Annotated in this window: 13 protein-coding genes and 1 pseudogene; 10 read left to right on the top strand and 4 right to left on the bottom strand. The window is 39.5% G+C overall.

The window, feature by feature from the left end:
* Nucleotides 1-115: 115 nt before the first annotated feature.
* Nucleotides 116-673 (bottom strand): DUF4442 domain-containing protein, encoded by a 558-nt coding sequence (locus AC2FA3_RS12255; protein ID WP_490509820.1) that lies wholly within the window; start codon nt 671-673, stop codon nt 116-118.
* 457 nt (nt 674-1,130) lie between these two features.
* Between AC2FA3_RS12255 and AC2FA3_RS12260 the strand changes: the two genes are divergently transcribed.
* Complete coding sequence (locus AC2FA3_RS12260) at nt 1,131-2,651, top strand: DUF3360 family protein (RefSeq protein ID WP_490509821.1); 1,521 nt, start codon at nt 1,131-1,133, stop codon at nt 2,649-2,651.
* 169 nt (nt 2,652-2,820) lie between these two features.
* Nucleotides 2,821-4,665 (top strand): excinuclease ABC subunit UvrC, encoded by a 1,845-nt coding sequence (gene uvrC / locus AC2FA3_RS12265; RefSeq protein WP_490509822.1) that lies wholly within the window; start codon nt 2,821-2,823, stop codon nt 4,663-4,665.
* Nucleotides 4,666-4,742: 77 nt separating this feature from the next.
* Here the strand turns inward: uvrC and AC2FA3_RS12270 are convergent, their stop codons facing one another.
* From AC2FA3_RS12270 to thyA, 3 genes and pseudogenes are all read right to left on the bottom strand, one after another.
* Entirely contained in the window at nt 4,743-4,877 is a 135-nt protein-coding gene (locus tag AC2FA3_RS12270; protein WP_490509824.1) for a hypothetical protein, read from the bottom strand.
* A gap of 248 nt (nt 4,878-5,125) precedes the next feature.
* Nucleotides 5,126-5,692, bottom strand: coding sequence for a dihydrofolate reductase (locus tag AC2FA3_RS12275; protein ID WP_490509825.1), 567 nt, complete (start codon nt 5,690-5,692; stop codon nt 5,126-5,128).
* A gap of 44 nt (nt 5,693-5,736) precedes the next feature.
* Nucleotides 5,737-6,021: pseudogene (thyA, locus tag AC2FA3_RS12280) on the bottom strand (thymidylate synthase); the annotation flags it as partial.
* A gap of 492 nt (nt 6,022-6,513) precedes the next feature.
* On the opposite strand from thyA, the gene AC2FA3_RS12285 reads away from it, so the two are divergent.
* From AC2FA3_RS12285 to AC2FA3_RS12320, 8 genes are all read left to right on the top strand, one after another.
* On the top strand, nt 6,514-9,264 hold the full coding sequence (locus AC2FA3_RS12285) for a type I restriction-modification system subunit M (protein ID WP_312749203.1): 2,751 nt from the start codon (nt 6,514-6,516) through the stop codon (nt 9,262-9,264).
* A 113-nt stretch (nt 9,265-9,377) separates the two neighbouring features.
* Nucleotides 9,378-10,454 carry a Fic family protein gene (locus AC2FA3_RS12290; protein WP_312749201.1) on the top strand — a complete coding sequence of 359 codons (1,077 nt, stop codon included), beginning with the start codon at nt 9,378-9,380 and terminating at the stop codon, nt 10,452-10,454.
* A 1-nt stretch (nt 10,455) separates the two neighbouring features.
* Entirely contained in the window at nt 10,456-11,685 is a 1,230-nt protein-coding gene (locus AC2FA3_RS12295) for a restriction endonuclease subunit S (RefSeq protein WP_312749200.1), read from the top strand.
* Between the two features lie 55 nt (nt 11,686-11,740).
* On the top strand, nt 11,741-14,836 hold the full coding sequence (locus tag AC2FA3_RS12300; RefSeq protein WP_312749199.1) for a type I restriction endonuclease subunit R: 3,096 nt from the start codon (nt 11,741-11,743) through the stop codon (nt 14,834-14,836).
* Nucleotides 14,837-15,089: 253 nt separating this feature from the next.
* Nucleotides 15,090-16,616, top strand: coding sequence for a transcriptional regulator (locus tag AC2FA3_RS12305; RefSeq protein ID WP_312749198.1), 1,527 nt, complete (start codon nt 15,090-15,092; stop codon nt 16,614-16,616).
* Nucleotides 16,606-17,361, top strand: a complete 756-nt coding sequence (locus tag AC2FA3_RS12310) for an E2 domain-containing protein (RefSeq protein WP_490509826.1) — start codon at nt 16,606-16,608, stop codon at nt 17,359-17,361. The genes AC2FA3_RS12305 and AC2FA3_RS12310 overlap by 11 nt, the downstream gene beginning before the upstream one ends.
* Entirely contained in the window at nt 17,358-17,897 is a 540-nt protein-coding gene (locus tag AC2FA3_RS12315; protein ID WP_312749195.1) for a Pycsar system effector family protein, read from the top strand. The genes AC2FA3_RS12310 and AC2FA3_RS12315 overlap by 4 nt, the downstream gene beginning before the upstream one ends.
* Nucleotides 17,898-17,917: 20 nt before the next feature.
* Nucleotides 17,918-18,844, top strand: coding sequence for a TIR domain-containing protein (locus AC2FA3_RS12320; RefSeq protein WP_312749193.1), 927 nt, complete (start codon nt 17,918-17,920; stop codon nt 18,842-18,844).
* Nucleotides 18,845-18,853: the final 9 nt, after the last annotated feature.

Consider the following 18,853-nt stretch of genomic DNA (forward strand, 5'->3'; position numbering starts at 1 on the left):
TATCATATAAATAAGCGGGTAGTACCAAAAAAGACAAAACCCCAATCTGTGCGACTGCCAGATTGGGGTTTTTGTATGTGGGGCTTTATTTTAGTTAAACGCTTTAAGCTTAACGTTAGCTTTCTAAATTGTCTATACGGTTGATTTGGTCTTTAGATTTACTGTATTTACGCAGGCGAATGTAAATAGTCTTGGTCACGGTAGCGATGATTTTTTGTTGCTCATCGACGATATCAACCATATATTCACGAAATACGGGTTCGCCGTCTTTCGCTAAATCCTGAATGGTTTTGATTTCATCACTAGGGATTTTCATGCGCGCGGTGACTTTGCTGTTGCCCGGTGCCACAAACTCAATGTGTGAGCTTTTATCCCAAACCACATAGCTGCTACCCAATTGGTGCATGAGCATGAGCATATAAAACGGATCAACCATCGAATATAGACTGCCACCAAACTGAGTACCGACGATATTCTTATTTAAGCTGTTTAGCCCCATGCTGACGACGCACAAGCCTTGATCGAGATTGATATGCTCAATCTTGATACCGGCACCGATGTAGGGCGCATAAGTATTAATACGCATTTTAAGCAAATAAGGGGTAAGTAATGGCATGATGTTCTTTTTGGCATTACGCCTTAGTGTTTCAAGTTTTTTTGGCAGTAAACTCATTGATGTTTCCTATTGATTTTTCGGTTTTGCTCATCTTATCGTATGGATTATTTTTATCGTATAACGTGTTTTTATTGTATTAAGTTGAATATGACAGCAAGCATGGTTGTTTGTAAGGTATGACTATCAAGCAATAAGTCATAAAAAGACATTTATCATAGTGAAAAACACCTAAGCCCACCAGCTTTAAAGCGTAACGATAGCGCTATTAGTATCATAACGCTTATCTCTTAAGGGTATTCATTACTATTTTCTAACTATCGACCACCGAGTCATAAAAAATACTTTTCATAACGATACGGATAGTATCTTTTAATTGTTAAAGCCTCGCATTATCCCTACTGATACCTTACAATAGCGGCATTTTGTTTTGAGTGACTTTATTTACACTGTATTATTTTACGCCATATTAGGGTAAATAAAACTGCTCAAATCTCAGTCGACATAAGGAAATGTGATGAGTGGTACACAGCTTCCCGCCTCAGGGTCCAACCCGCAGCAATCAATCCCTTCTGATAAAGATTTGCAAGGCAGCTATGTAGATTTACATAAGCCCAATTCTAGTTTTAAAAATCGTAACGCCTATCTCAATCATGAACTACAAATCATGCAGCCGAAACGCTGGCGTCCAAACTTGCCGTTCCGTGATTATCGTTTTGAGTATGAAGATACGATTCCAGCGATGGCGGCGACCATTGGTAAAGTGGTGATGGTAGGTGCTATTGCGGCAACCTTTGCCGGCCCGCTTGGTTTAGGTGATGCCTTTGTCCTAGAAAACGTCCGCTATGAGCTGCTAATCGTTTCCTTTTTTATTATTTTATTCTCGGGTTTTCTACTGCCAACTGCTAACCTTGCCGGTACGCACGGTCCACTGATTCCGCTCATTCCTATCGTCGTTGCCGCTGGCGGTCACCCGATGGCTTTTGGTTTGCTAATCGGTGCTTTTGGCTTGTTACTTGCCATCAGTAAAGGCGGCAGTCTGCTGGCAAACTTGACCAGTAAAGGTGTGTGCGGTGGTTTACTGCTGTATTTAGGCTTTATCGGCACCACCTCCCAAGTTAAAAACCTATTTACGTGGGCTGAAGGCATTGGCATGTCGCATATTGCTTTTGTGGTGATTCTACTGACGATTATCTTATATGCGGTCTTAGAGAATTACCAAAAGCGTTGGCTGGCTGTGCCACTGAGCTGTCTGTTAGGCGGCGGGGTTGCCTTTGCGATGGGCGCGCCATTTGCCTTTAAAACAGCACCCGGTCTACCGCATATGAACCCGATGTATTGGTGGGGTGAAAATACGGGTTGGATGTTAGGCTTGCCAACGATTGAGAGCTTTATTGTAGTGCTGCCATTTGCGGTATTGGCCGTTGCTATGTGGTCACCAGACTTTTTAGGTCATCAGGTCTTTCAAAAAATTAGCTATCCGAAACGTACTGAGCGCGTGCTGATGGATATCGATGATACCATGACCAGTGCATCTATTCGTCAGGTGGCAGGCTCTTTATTGGGCGGCGCGAACTTTGCATCGTCATGGGGCACGTATATTGTACCGGCAGCGATTGCCAAACGTCCTATTCCAGCCGGTGCAATTTTAACGGCTCTGTTCTGTATTATTGCAGGCGTTTGGGGTTATCCCATGGATTTAGCCATTTGGGAACCAGTCATGTGCGTGGCGCTGATCGTTGGTGTGTTTATACCGCTGCTTGAAGCAGGGATGGAGATGACACGCGAAGGTAAAACCACCCAGTCTGCGGCCATTGTCGTTTTTGCCTCAGCCTTGGTCAATCCAGCCTTTGGTTGGTCGATTACCCTAGTACTAGACAACTTAGGTTTAATTGGCTCAAAAGAGCGCAGTGCCAATCTGACCAAAATGAGCCGCTGGATTATTCCTGTGGTCACTTTTGTGATATTAACAGGAGTTATGGCAATCGTTGGTATGTTGCCGGGTATTCCAGCGTTATTGCCAAATTTCCGCCACTAGATTTTTAAAGTTTGCTATAAAAGCCAGCCTCGATGCTGGCTTTTTTATGGTTGTTGCTAAGCTCACTATTGGCTTGCAAAATACTGGTTGTTGCCCCATAAATGATGATATTACTCACATTTTTAATGTGTGCTAATTTTAAAGCCCTAATTTAAGAGTCAGAAATTCTATGGTCAATGTCTCCGCATCGAGTCCCGTCGACGATAAAAAAGCCCGCCTTAAGCACTTAATCCAGCGCCTGCCGAATCTACCAGGGGTCTATAAAATGCTGGGTAAAAATGGCGATATTCTGTATGTTGGTAAAGCCAAGTCGCTAAAGAGCCGCGTCAACAGTTACTTTGCTAAGACCATTGACCATCCAAAGACGCGGGCACTGGTGGCGCGGATTCATAATATCGAAACCATTATTACCCGTAGTGAGACCGAAGCGCTGCTGCTTGAGCAAAATCTGATTAAAGAATATCGCCCGCCTTATAACGTGCTATTGCGCGATGATAAATCTTATCTTTATGTGTTTATTTCAGCAGATAAGCCGTATCCGCGTCTGGCTTATGGACGCGGTAAGGGCAACCATCAAAAAGGTCGCTTTTTTGGTCCTTTCCCATCGGCTCATGCGGCAAAAGAAACATTAGTCTTAATGCAAAAAATGTTTCAGATGCGTCAATGTACCAATACCTTTTTTAAGCAACGTAAGCGCCCTTGTCTTGAGTATCAAATTAAGCGTTGCCGTGCGCCCTGTGTCGGTTTTGTGTCGCCAGAAGAGTATAGCGAAGATGTCAATAATACTATTCGCTTCCTCAAAGGCGATTCTAGCGATATTCATAGTACGCTGATTGAAAAAATGGAAGCTTCTGCTGAGGAACTAGATTTTGAAAAAGCGGTCTTCTATCGTGATCAGCTCTCCATGCTGCGCGAAGTGCAAGCGAAGCAAGCCGTTTATACCGTGCAAGGCGAGGCCGACGTGATTGCGATTGCCAGTCAAGCAGGCATGACCTGTGTTAACGTGTTGACCGTCCGTGGCGGGCGCGTGCTCGGTGGTAAGAACTATTTTCCTGATGTCGATAGCAGTGAACCACTCGCTGACAATCTATCGGCATTTATTACTTCCTTCTATTTTCAGGTAACGGATGACTTGCCAGCAGAGATTATCTTAAGCGATGAGTTACCTGATCAGGTCGCGGTTAGTGAAGCACTGGCAACGCATTTTGGCAGCAAAGTTGTCATTAAAACCAGCGTCCGTGAGCACCGCGCTGAATGGTTAGACTTGGCAAAACTCAATACCAATAATGCCTTAAAAACCAAGCTTGGTGATTATCTAGAATTACATGCGCGCTTTGGAGCACTCAAAGACGTCTTAGCGGACGTTACTGATCGAACCATTGATCGTATCGAGTGTTTTGATATCTCGCATACCATGGGCGAGGCCACCATTGGTAGCTGCGTGGTCTTTGACCAAGGTGGTTCGCGCCGCCGTGATTATCGCCAATATGCGATTCATGATATTGTCGGTGGCGATGATTACGCAGCAATGAGGCAAGTGCTGAAACGGCGTTATCAGAAGCAGCCATTGCCTGATTTATTGCTGATTGATGGTGGAAAAGGTCAGCTTGGCATCGCTAAAGAAGTGCTGACCGAGTTAGGTATTCTTGGCGACACTCTGCTGATTAGCGTGGCAAAAGGTGAAGGGCGTAAGGCGGGGCTTGAGGTATTGCATTTCCTTGACCATGAGCCGCTTGATTTGCCTATGGATAGTAAGGCGTTACATTTATTGATGCATATTCGCGATGAAGCGCATCGTTTTGCCATTACTGCGCACCGTAAAAAACGTGATAAGCGCCGTTCATCGTCAGTACTAGAAGTTATACCGGGGCTTGGTGAAAAGCGTCGCCGCGATTTGCTCAATCACTTTGGCGGTATGCAGCAATTACTTGGGGCGTCACAGCAAGAGCTGGCTGGAGTACAAGGTATAGGTCCAATTTTGGCTAAGACGGTTTATAAGGTATTGCATGAATAAGTGGATTTTCATAAAAAAATGACAACAGCCTAAGACTGTTGTCATTATAAACTTAAACAGTTAAGATTTTTGAATCGTTAAAAATCAAAACTTAACTGTTGGTTTGGGTAGCTGCGACAGTGCTCGCAAACGCGCTCCCAACGATTAAAGCGATAGCGCCAATACCAACGAACATGCACAGCTTTAGGATAACGACAATATACTTTTGTCATTTATTTCTCCATATTTGTTATGAAAATTTCACAACTATGGAGACATAGACACTTATTAGCATTTACTATAAAATGTATAAACCCTCGACAGGTAAAAAATGCTATTAGTAAGCTAACATTGGAGTCTTAGCTCCACAGTTGTCTTGTCTAAAAGTTTTTTAAGCCCAGCAATTAATTTTGCTGGGCTTTTTTAATTGTACATAAGCGGTTTCTCCTTTTAAGTAGTAAGTTATAAGAATTGAATGAGACTAGGCTTTTCTTCTATAAGTCACAAACTTAAAATCTAAGCCACTTTTTTCATCATGTATCTGCTCAGATTCCTCTGCGACTGCAAACTCGTTTGGCAGCTCCGGATAAAAGGCATCGCCATCCATAATGTCAGTATCGACATGCGTCAGCTCGACACGGTCGGTATACATCATCGCTTCTTTAAAAACACGCTCGCCGCCGATGACCCAAATAGTATCAAGGTGCGCACCATGAGCCAAACTTGCCGCTTGGGTCAGCGCATCGTCTAAATTGTGCATCACATAAGCTTTTTCGCTACCGACTAAGCCTTTTTGTTCAGCATAATCTAGTTGGGTGGTGATAATAAAGCTGATACGTTTTGGCAGTGGTCGGCTGCCCATTGACTCAAAAGTCTTACGACCCATGATGACGATACCTTGTATCGCGCTCTCATTTTGCTTAGTTGTCATGCTTTTAAAATGCTGCAAGTCTGCTGAGATATGCCACGGTAGCTCATTCTCTTTGCCGATACAGCGATTGCTACTGATAGCCGCGATTTGGGCAACTTCGGTATTGGCATAACTCATAACATATCCTTTTTATTGTCTTTTAATATTAAAGCGATAAAAAATTAGACTGCAACCTTGGCTTTAATAGCAGGGTGCGATTCATAACCATCGACGCTGATATCATCATAGTTAAAAGCAAAAATATCGGTCACATTAGGATTCAGGGTCAAGGTTGGCAAGGTATAAATCTCGCGTGTCAGCTGTAATTCAACTTGCTCACGATGGTTTTGGTAAATATGACAATCGCCGCCCGTCCAAACAAATTCACCAACCTCTAATCCACAAACTTGCGCCACCATATGGGTAAGTAAGGCGTAGCTAGCGATATTAAATGGCACACCTATGAAATTTACAACCCCTAATTTCTGCATAATATGTTTAATTACGTAACTTATAACGTTATATTATGACTGTGCATTTTTATTATTGCACAATACGAAAACTTCGCCCGAGCCGTTATACTTAGTAATAATACTAAAGTCACTCAGTCTACGTAGAAGAGTACTTTTGATTCTTATTATACCTTATTTTAAAATAGCTCTGCTAACTGATAACACGTTCTAGTTTATGTCAATTGAAATAACACCCATGAAAGACCTTCAGTCTAAAACTGCCAGTTGAGCTAAAGGATCATTATTTAATGAATTAGTAAGCAGAATTTGAATTGATATACGATTAAAAAATTATGTAACCAAAATTTGCAAACTAATGACGTAATGATGAGTTTACTAAAATGTTGTTAGTTGATGAAATAGCGTTTTGCCTTCAGACCTGTTAACCGCTACAATCTGACACCATGCCGCCATCTCCTTGATCACTTATAAAGACCAAACTGCCTTATGAATAAACAACAACTAGCTAACAAAATCTGGCAATCCGCCAATCAAATGCGCTCTAAGATCGAAGCGAATGAATATAAAGACTATATTATCGGGTTTATGTTCTACAAATTTTTATCAGATAAAGAATTGCAATTTTTAAAAGCTAATGATTTTACTGATGAGAATATTAGCAGCTTGACGGAAGAAGACGTTGAAGCTGTCGAGTTTATTAAAGAAAACCTTGGCTACTTTATTCCTTATACGCATCTGTTTTCGACCTGGATAAGTAAAAGTAGTGATTTTGAGATTGCTAACATACGTGATGCACTAAACTCATTTTCACGGCACATAGAGAACAAGAAGGTGTTTGAAGGTATCTTTTCAACCTTACAAACTGGCTTAAGCAATCTTGGTAAAGATGCGGCATCTCAGACCAAAGCGGCCAGTAGTTTGATTCATTTGATTAAAAGTATTCCTATGGATGGTAAGCAAGATTATGATGTTCTTGGCTTCATCTATGAGTATCTTTTGGGTATGTTTGCAGCCAATGCAGGTAAAAAAGCTGGTGAGTTTTACACCCCACACGAGGTGTCATTGTTGATGTCTGAGATTATTGCAGACCATCTAAAAGATCGAGACAATATTGCTATCTATGACCCAACCAGTGGTTCAGGTTCGCTACTTATTAATATCGGTCAATCTATTGCCAGACATATTGATAGTAAAAACAACGTCAAATACTACGCCCAAGAACTCAAACAAAATACCTATAACTTGACTCGTATGAACTTAATCATGCGCGGGGTTTTGCCTTCTAATATCTTTACTCGTAATGCGGATACGTTAGAGGATGATTGGCCATACTTTGATGAAGCTGACCCAGTCAATAGCTATAACATCTTGCACGTAGATGCTGTGGTATCTAATCCTCCTTATTCACAAGAATGGGACTCTGCCAACAAAGAGTCTGATCCGCGCTATGCTCGTTTTGGCCTTGCACCAAAAACTAAGGCAGACTATGCCTTTTTACTTCACGACCTATATCATCTCAAACCAGACGGTATCATGGCGATTGTGCTGCCTCACGGCGTATTATTTCGTGGCGGTGAAGAAGAAAAAATTCGCACAAATCTTATCGACTATAATCATATCGATACCATTATTGGGCTGCCTGCTAATATCTTCTTTGGCACAGGTATTCCTACGGTTATCATCATTCTCAAACAAAAACGCGTCAACACAGATGTGCTAATCATAGATGCTTCAAAAGATTTTATAAAAGTTGGCAAAGACAACCAACTACAAGCATCGCATATCAAAAAAATCACGGATGCGGTTATTGACCGTCAAGATATTGACAAATACGCCCGTGTGGTCAGCCAACAAGATATACGTGATCAAGGCTACAATCTAAACATTCCACGATATGTAGACTCTGCTGAAGCAGCTACTGCTTGGGATATTTATGCCACTATGTTTGGCGGTATCCCGAGAAATGAGATTGATGCGCTTGATCGTTACTGGACAGCGTTCCCAAGTCTCAAAGGCAGCTTGTTTAATCAGGAAGAAGATAAGCCTTATTACGAGCTTGCGACAACCGATATTGAGCCACATATCTACCAGAACCATGACGTAAAAGCATTTTTTGAGCGTTACCGCAGTGGTTTTGCCGATTTTGCTGACTACCTGGATCAACAGCTGATTACTAACTTGGATAACCTGAAAATATCAAGGCAAGAAGATGTATTAGCAAATGACATTTTTACTCGTCTGCAAGATTTTTTATTAATTAATAAATACATCGCTTATCAAGCACTCGATGATCAGTGGCAACTCATAACAGTAGATTTAGAAATTATCAAAACAGAAAGTTTTGCTGCCACCACTGTTGTTAATCCCAATATGGTACTTAAAAAGGTAAACGGCAAAGACGAAGAGGTTCAAGAAGGTTGGGCCGGTCACATCCTGCCTTTTTACTTGGTACAGCAGCATCTATTAGCAGACAGACTGCAAAGCCTACAGGATAAAGAGCATCAGCTAACTGCTGTCATTGGCGAATTAGAAAGCTTGATTGATGAGCTAAATGAAGAAGAAAAAGAGAAATTACTAAACGATAGCAACACCAGCTTTGCCTCTAGTGAAATCAACAAGGCACTGAAAGCTGCTTATAAAGATATCGAAACTCCTGAAATCTTAGGCTTAAACCGATATCTTGTATTCCTAGACCGTAAACCTAAAAAACCTGAAAAACTTGATTTTATTGCTCAAGAATCAGCGGTCAACTGGGATGCCATAGAGGCAAATAAAGATGGTACTTATGGCAAATCTGCTATCAATAGCTATCTAAAAACTTTACAAGCGATGCATCAATTTGCAGCTGACAGTGAAGAAGCAAGGCTCGTGCAGGCAGATGGGCTATTAACACAAGAAAAGACGCTAAAGATTGAAATTAGAGACGATAGCGAAGCCTTACATCAACTCACTAAGCTCGTTATCGAATGGCTGGATGATGACACGGTTAATGAGCTACTTCACCTTAAATGGGTACAGCCGTTAGTACAGGTCATGGCGCAGTTGGCTGATGACGTCATTAGTGACCTTACAGGACAAGTAAGGGCGCTAGCGGACAAGTATGCAGACACTTATACCGCAACGACGAATGAGCTTACAGCATCAGAATGCCAGCTTGCCGATATGATAGATGACTTAGTTGCTGATGAGTTCGATAGTGCAGGACTGCAAGCGCTACAGGCCATTTTAAAAAGCTAGCTATGTTAAATGCTGATATCAAATAAACATGTATAGAAAAGCTGATTTTTTATGCGTATACGCATAACATGTATAAAAAAGCTGAAATATTATACATATCCCAAGAGGTGTCCATGGACGAGTATCAGATTATCCCTTTACCGCTCCCTGATATGGAGGCGCTAGAAACCAGAGCCGTCCTAAAAAAACTGTCTTCAGCCAATCGCTATTTAGCTGAACTCAAAGGTGTGGTCTCATCCATCCCTAATGAAGCGATCTTGATCAATACCTTGGCTCTACAAGAAGCGAAGCACAGCTCTGAGATAGAGAATATTGTCACTACCAATGATGAGCTGTTTAAAGCTGAGCTTGATATCGTCAACCAAAGTCTTGCAACCAAAGAGGTACAGAACTATACGCAAGCGCTAAAATCAAGTTTCGACACAGTACGAAAAAGTGGCATTATTCGTTTAAGTGATATTTTGGCCATTCAAGAAGAGTTAGAGAAAAACGTCGCAGGCTTTCGTAAGCTGCCAGGTACTACTCTCAAAAACAGCCAAGGCGACATAGTCTATACGCCGCCCCAACACGGCGACGATATCAAAGTATTGATGGATAATCTCGCCACCTTCATAAATGATGATGCGATCTGCGATCTGGACCCACTGGTAAAAATGGCGGTCATTCATCATCAGTTTGAGAGTATCCATCCGTTCTATGATGGTAATGGACGTACAGGACGGATTTTAAATATTCTCTATCTAGTGGCGCAAGGCTTACTAGATTTGCCTGTTTTATACCTTAGCCACTACCTGATTCGCCATAAGGCTGATTACTATCACTATCTACAGCACGTTCGAGATACTGGTGACTGGGAAGGCTGGCTGTTATTTATGCTTGATAGTGTAGAAGAAACGTCTAAATCCACTATCACGTTAATTAAAGACATCAAGGCATTGATACAAACGTACAAGCTTAAAATACGCGATGAAAAACCCAAAATCTATCGCCAAGAGCTGCTAAACAACCTATTTAATCATCCCTATACCAAGATAGAGTTTGTGATGGATGACTTAGACGTGTCGCGCATCACCGCTACTAAATATTTAGACGAGCTGACCGATATTGGACTACTACAAAAAGAGAAAATCGGACGTAGCTCCTACTATATCAACATCTCACTACTGCAACTTTTAATAAATAGAGCGTAATATGAATGTAAATAACAACATGCCAAACATACGTTTTAATGGGTTTAGTGGAGATTGGGTTGAGAAAAAATTAGGAGATATCGCTAATTTTTCGAAAGGAAGTGGCTATTCAAAATCAGATTTGAGATCAAGTGGCCACCCTATTATTTTATACGGTCGTCTGTACACCAAGTATCAAACTGTCATAGATAAAGTAGATACGTTCGTTAATGAAAATAAAAACTCTATCAAATCTCAAGGTAATGAAATTATTGTACCTGCGTCGGGAGAAACAGCAGAAGATATTGCTCGTGCCTCTGCGGTAAAACAAAAAGGGATTATATTAGGCGGTGATTTGAATATAGTGGGGTTAAGTGATGCTTATAGCTCAACATTTACGGCACTTAAAATTTCAAATGGACAAAGTAAGTCAGAATTATCTAAAAAGGCTCAAGGTAAATCAGTCGTTCATATCAGAAACTCAGACTTAAAATCATTATTATTAAGTTTCCCAAACCTTGAAGAGCAAACCACCATCGGTAACTTCTTTCAGCATATCGACGAAACTATTGCATTATCTAGAAGTAAGTATAAAAAAACCAAAACCCTTAAAAAATCCTTCCTCAACAAAATGTTCCCTCAAGCAGGAAAAAGCCAGCCTGAGATCCGTTTACAAGGATTTAGTGGAAATTGGGTTGAGAAGAGGTTAGAGGAGGTTGTAGAGATAGTTGGCGGCGGCACACCTGACACGACTAACTCAGATTTTTGGGGTGGCGAAATCGATTGGTATTCACCGACGGAAATAGGTAAGAAAGTATATGCTGACAACAGTGTCAAAACCATTACAGAGTTAGGTCTACAGAAAAGCTCAGCACAGATTTTACCAGCTCATAAAACTATTTTATTTACATCTAGAGCAGGTATTGGTGATATGGCGATACTAAGAAATGATGCAGCTACCAATCAAGGCTTTCAGTCTTTCATAGCAAAAGACATAGACGTCTATTTTCTTTACTCTATGGGTCATCTACTTAAAGAGTATGCACTGGAAAAAGCTTCTGGCTCCACCTTTTTAGAAATTTCGAAAAAACAGCTTAGTGTAATAGAAATCCTGATACCTTCTAATATTGAGGAACAAACCGCCATTGGCAACTTCTTCAAACAATTAGATGACACCTTGGCCTTACAAGCCAAGCAGCTCAAAGCCCTCGAAAATCTTAAAAAAGCCCTATTGGCAAAGATGTTTGTATAACTATGTTCCTAATCCACATTTAACGTAAAGTAATCTAACGCCATAAGGCAAGCCCATGACTTTTAAATCAGAAGATGAGTTTGAAAACGCCCTTATCAAAATTCTTATTCAAAAGGGATGGGAAAAGACGGTTATCAACCGTCCGACAGAGCAGGATTTAATAGACAACTGGGCCAATATTTTATTTCAGAACAATCGCAATCCGGACCGACTTAACAACATTCCATTGACTGATAGCGAGATGCAGCAGCTCATCGAGCAGATCAATACCTTAAAGACGCCGCTCCAGCTAAACGGTTTTATCAATGGTAACAGTGTCGCCATTACCCGTGATAACCCAGATGACACCTTGCACTACGGCAAAGAAATCAGTCTTAGTATTTATAACCGTCATGAAATCGCCGCCGGTCAAAGCCGTTATCAAATCGTAAAGCAGCCGCTATTTCCTACCAAATCACCTATTCTAAAAAATCGCCGTGGCGATCTGATGCTACTCATCAACGGTATGCCTGTATTTCATCTTGAGCTTAAAAAAAGCGGTATCGCCGTCAGTCAAGCATGGATTCAAATCGAAAAATATGCCGAAGCCGGTATCTTTAGCGGACTCTTTGCCCTAGTGCAGATATTCGTCGCGATGACACCGGATGAAACGGTTTATTTTGCCAATCCAGATGGTAATTTTAAACCTGAGTATTATTTTCAGTGGGCCAACGTCTATAACGAGCCATACACCAGTTACAAAGACATCGCCGCTTCATTACTGTCGATTCCTATGGCTCATCAGCTTATTGGCTTTTATACCGTGGCAGATAATGCCGATGGGGTGCTAAAGGTCATGCGCAGCTATCAGTATTATGCCGCTAACGCCATATCAGACAAGGTATCTACGACGCAGTGGCAAAGTAAAAACAGCCAGTTAGGCGGCTACGTTTGGCATACTACAGGCTCTGGTAAAACCATGACTAGCTTTAAGTCAGCACAACTGATTGCCAGCTCAAAAGACGCTGATAAAGTGGTGTTTTTGATGGATAGAATTGAGCTAGGTACGCAGTCACTTGATGCTTATAAGAGCTTTGCTGAAGAAAGCCAAAGTGTACAAGCTACTGAAGATACTAATGCGCTAATAAGCAAGCTTAAGAGTGATGATCCTGCTGACGTCTTGATTGTCACTTCTATTCAAAAGATGAGCAACATTAAGGCCGATAATAATGCGATGAACGCGCATGACTTGACCGTTATGCAAGATAAGCGCTTGGTATTTATCGTTGATGAGGCTCACCGCTCTACCTTTGGTGAGATGCTGCAAACCATTAAGCAGACTTTTCCTAACGCTATGCTATTTGGTTTTACAGGTACGCCAATACACGATGAAAATCAGCGTAAGATGAGTACCACCGCGACTATCTTTGGTAATGAATTACATCGTTATAGCATTGCTGATGGCATTCGTGACCGTAATGTCTTAGGCTTTGATTTGTACCGTGTGGCAACTTTTAAAGATAAAGAGGTTCGCCAGGTCGTTGCCCTCCATCAAGCAAAAGCGGATAGCGAATCTGACGCTTTAGCGGATGACGTTAAGCAGAAAAAGTATTATAAATTTATGAACGACGTGCCTATGGCGGGTGATACCTCTGCTGACGGTACATATAATAAAGGTATTGAGGACTATTTGCCGAAAGTGCAGTATCTAACGCCAGAACACCAAGAACAAGTGGTAGCTGATATCTTAGATAATTATCCAACCTTGAGCCGTGGTAATAAATTTCATGCGCTATTCGCTACCAGCAGTATTACTGAGGCCATTACCTACTATAGGCTACTTAAACAAAAAATAGCCGAGGGTAATCTGGATTTAAAAATAAGTGCTTTATTCGATCCTAACGAAGGCAATGAAACCACCTCAATTTTTAAAGAGCAGGGCCTAGCTGAAATCATAGAGGACTATAACGCTCAGTTTGAGCAAAAATTTACAATCTCTAGTCATAGCAAATTTAAAAAAGACATTGCTAATCGTTTATCCCACAAAGTTGAATATAAGCTCATTGAGCGTACCCCAGCGGATCAACTGAACATCCTTATTGTGGTTGAGCAGCTGCTAACAGGATTTGACTCTAAGTGGGTAAACACCTTATATCTAGATAAGCTCATCCGCTATGAAAGTATCATTCAAGCGTTCTCTCGTACCAATCGATTATTTGGCCCTGATAAACCCTTCGGTACGATACGTTATTACCGTAAGCCACATAGTATGGAGCGTAATATTGCGGCAGCTATCAAGCTGTACTCTGGTGATAAGCCTCTTGGGCTCTTTGTAGATAAGCTTGAGAAAAATCTAAATGAGATGAATAGAGTATTTGCAGAGACAGTAGAAGTATTTGCCATTGCTAGTGTACAAAACTTTGAAGCGCTACCCACTGAGGAGGCGAGTCAAGCTAAGTTTGCCAAGCTGTTTAAGCTACTTAATGACTACCTAGAAGCTGCAGAAATACAGGGCTTTGTGTGGGATCAACAAACTTATGAATTTGACGATAGTAGTGTCAGCTTAGATTTTGATGAACAGACTTACTTGGTGCTTGCGATGCGCTATAAAGAGCTGTTTTCAGGCGGAGGATCAGGTGGTGATGGTGACGTTCCATTTGATATTTCAGGCTACTTAACGGAAATTAATACCGACAGAATTGATACCGACTATCTAAATGCTCGTTTTGATAAATACCTTGAACTGATTGACTTAGAAGGTGCTGAACAGGCCCTAAATGAGCTGCATCAGGCCTTTCCATCGCTTAGTCAAGCAGAGCAAAAGCATGCCAATATATTTTTAAATGATGTACAGCGCGGCAAAGTTAAAGTCGATGCCAACACCACTTTTAAAGACTATATCACTAAGTATCAAGCTCAAGCTGAGAGTGATGAAATACACCAGCTCTCAGATGATTTAGGACTTAATGAGGCAAAATTGCGTGAGCTTATGAGTAGACAGGTTACGGAAGCCACAATCAATGAATTTGGTCTTTATGACGAACTAAAAGAGACCGTCAATAAGACCAAAGCAAAAGCACACTTTGAATCTATCGAAAACGCGACTATACCTGCGTTTAAAGTGAACATAAGAGTTGATAGCTTGCTTAGGACTTTCATTTTGAATGGCTGAAAGTTATATGTTCTTTCATTATGCGTGTCAATTAATATTAAATATCTATTCTCGTATGAGACATGACCTAAGTAGCTTTACGCCTTTTTTAGTATAGGCCGGTTCACAGTTCAAAAAGCGTCCCATTAGAGATTATCTTGAATATTAAAGCCCAACTAACGATATAGAACATAGCTTTTGTTATAGACAAGTAAGTGTAATTGCAAATTTAGATTAAGCCCCCATATTACTTCTTTGATTTGAGGGATAAATTATGTATTACAATTGGAATAGTGGTAGAGCTGAAGACCATATTGACCAGCTTTGTAAAGAAGTTGAGAACGTTGAAATTGTGACTTATAAAAGATCATTAGATCTAGGGAAAATACCTGTAAATAAAGCTTATGAGATGGACGCTGTTCACCTATATGTTGATATATTAAATCTTAATAAAATATTAGCAGATACTGAAGGTAGTGAAACAGAAAGCTCTCATAAAAAAGCTTTAAGGTTTTTTGACTCACATTTCCGTGCGATTAGGTTCATATTAGAAAAAACTGATGCTATTTTTGTAGACTTCCATAATCAACGTTTGCATGCCGTTATTCCTAGACCTTATGGAGATAACAAAGATGAAAAAAAACGCTTAGATAGGTGCGTTGCCATAAGTGAATTAATTATTAGAGTAGTTGAAGAACAAAGAAGTTTTAACGGTGATGATGCTATTCCAGCAGCAAAAATCAGAATCGGTATAGATACAGGGGTTGCTCTTGCAGTAAATAATGGTCGGAGAAGCGAGAGAGAGCCATTGTTTTTAGGTAATCCGGCAAATCATGCAGCAAAACATGTATATGGAAAGACTAAAGGCATCTATCTGACGAGCAATTCTAGAAATATTTTAGAACTAGTAACTGTAGAAGATACTAAAAACACAAGCCTAACTACTGACGAAATTAACTCATCAGTCAAGAGAGCTAAAATTGAAAAAGATGTTACATCAGATCAAGTTATTGAAGAATTGCGCCACAACAATAAGCTCTTGAAAGACTTTAGCTTCAGTCGTACTGAACCTCCTTTAAAAGGTTTAGATTTATCTTCATTGTATTACAAGTCTGCAAAGCGACAGGAAATACTGTCCATATATGCTGATATTGATGGTTTTACAGACTATGTAAGCGGAAATTTAGGCTCGGTGGAAGGAAAAGAAAATATTATCAGATGTTTACATGTGCTTAGATCTGAGCTAGATGATTGTTTATATAAAGATTTTAGTGGTCGACGAGTTAGATTCATTGGTGATTGTATGCACGGATTAATCTGTGAAGGCTCTAAAAGTCATACTGATTATGAAAAAACAGCCATTGTGGGTACTGAAGCTGTAAGTGGTTTACGAAGCAGTTTTAACTTGAGCTTAAATAAGCTTCAAGAGAATTTTGGAATTGATGCGGATAGCTTAGGGTTAGCAATTGGCTATGAACTTGGGGTTACATCGCTTACAAGAGTAGGGAAAATAGGTTCATCAACTCGCTGTTCTTTAGGTCTTTCTACAATTGCATCAGAAAAAGAGCAAATGCTATGTAATGAGATGACCGAAACAAGGATTGGGGTTGACGCATACAAAAATTTGACTTTGGAGTATCAGAATCTATTTACCAATAGATCATCTGCAGATTTAACCTTTGAGCAAATTGAAAGTCTAGACCATCAAGCCTCGATGAAAAATGAACCAGAAAACCTATATGAATCTAACAAAAATGCCGCTACTCAATCTAGATTAAAAGCTCATGCTATTGTTAAATGAACTTAAACTATATTTAGAAGAGATCAAAATCCCTTTTAATATTATGAATCTTAAGAGTATATTTTTTGACTTAAAAATATACGGCGCTAATGGAAAACCAGAGATTTTTTCCCTAGAGGTTATAGAGGATAAAAACATAATAAAAGTCAGGGAGGCTCGAAACGAGCTACCTGACTTCTGCCCTAACAGACACATAAATAGAGGTGGTTTTTTTTGTTTAGGACTCTTAGATAATACAACTAAGAATACTCCAGAAATGTGGCTTAACCTTGTGAAGGAATTTCTAAAAGCTCAAGTTTTTGTAAGTAAATACAGGTGTTGGTCAAAAAAATATGGTGAATGGTCTCATGCGGATGCAGCTTACTATCAAGGGCGTGTTGAATTTAATTTAGAAAAGCTAAGCAAATATGGTATTTCTCTTGCAGTTGAAAAAATAGAAATTGTAGTAAAAGAAAATAAAGCGCTTCCTAGCAATGTTTATTACCATTTGTTCTATGATAAAAAGCTATTACTTTTAGCTTTCCGTGGTAGTCAAAATAGTAATGAATTAACTTATGTATATAGTAGCTATGGTAAGAGTTTACATAGATATGTAGAAGGGAATAAGGTTCAATGTGCAAAGATGGTTTTTTATATAGCAATTGACGAATATAATAGAGTAACAGCCGAAGATAATTTTTGGAAAGACGTTAAAAACGCTAAGCTAACATGTTGCAATACAATGGATAAGTGTGAAATTAGATGAGCAACTTTAGCGAAGATGAAAATATTGAAAAGAATAAGTGGTTGCTAGAAAGACAGCTTGCTTGGATTAGTAATGGTGACCTAAAAATAGGTGCTATAGTAACTCTTAATCTAGCAATGTTAGCTAGTCTAAGCAGTTATTTTAAGAATAAAGATCCAGCTCTATTTCTTGATATCTTATATTTTATTACGGTATTAGCTATTATTATTAGCGTCTATTTTTGTAAGGCTGGTTTCAAACCAAAATTTGAACCTCCTAATTTATCGAATATTTTTTTTGGTACTATTATTCAAAATGATCTCACTACGTTCAATCAAAATATAGATAATATATCAAAGCAAGATTTCTCAAAAGATCTATCAACTCAAGCTTATAGAAATGCTCAAATAGCTAATATAAAGTATAGTTATTTACATAAAGCTACTTTAGCTTTTTTCATAGCAAGTATTTTTTGGATTTTAACTCTTGGCACTACTACTTTTATAAGTAAATATACTGTGACAGCCAAAGATCCAATAACAGAAATCGTAAAATAATTATAATTGAGGTAATGAATATGTCTTTAATGTCTAGATTTGAGCAGAGCGAAAAAACCTTGCAAACAGAGCTACTAAAGCAAAAATTTATTCTGAATAATATTGAAATAGCTAAAAAAGTGATAGAAAATGGAAGCTTAGTAAGCTTCAAAACTGGGGAAGTTATCATTGAGCAGGGTAGTTATGATCAAGATATCTACTTTCTGCTAGCTGGTGAGGTTGAAATAATTATTAATGGTAAAAAACTACCTTATACAAGATCGCCAGGAATTAGTCTTGGTGAGATGTCAGCTATAAGTCCAACTAAACCTAGATCAGCGACACTGATCGCAAAGTGCGATATTGTCACATTTAAAATTACTGCTGATTTTTTTGATGATTTATTACAAGAGTATTCTGAGATAAGCCATCTTATAGCTGTTGATTTATCTGAAAGATTAGAAGAAAGGAATCAGCTTATCGATCCTAGTAATCAAAAATCTAAGCTTTTTATTATAAGCACGGTGGAATCGTTAGGAATTGCACAACAAATAAAACATGCTCTCGATTACGATGATATAGAAGTGACTATTTGGAATGAAAGTGGCGTGTTTAACGCTGGATCCTATACTATAGAGTCTCTAGAAAAAGCTGTAAAAGAATCAGATTTTGGTTTAGCCATTATGCAAGGCGACGATATTATTAATACAAGAGGGATTGAACATTCAGTACCTAGAGATAATGTTGTTTTTGAATTAGGATTATTTATGGGTCATTTAACGAGAAGTAGAACCCTATTAGCTTTGCCACGCGGAACGGAAATTAAAGTTGCAAGCGATTTAAATGGATTAACTCCGTTAGAGTATAAATTCAACTGTAATGGTGAAGCTGAGATTGGAAACTTAGTATTTACCTTAAGAAAGCATATAGAAAGTTTTGGACCTAGGGTTACGGTGAACTCTAATTAGTTTAAATTA

It is taken from the genome of Janibacter sp. CoH_79_TC_3 (genome assembly GCF_058197955.1).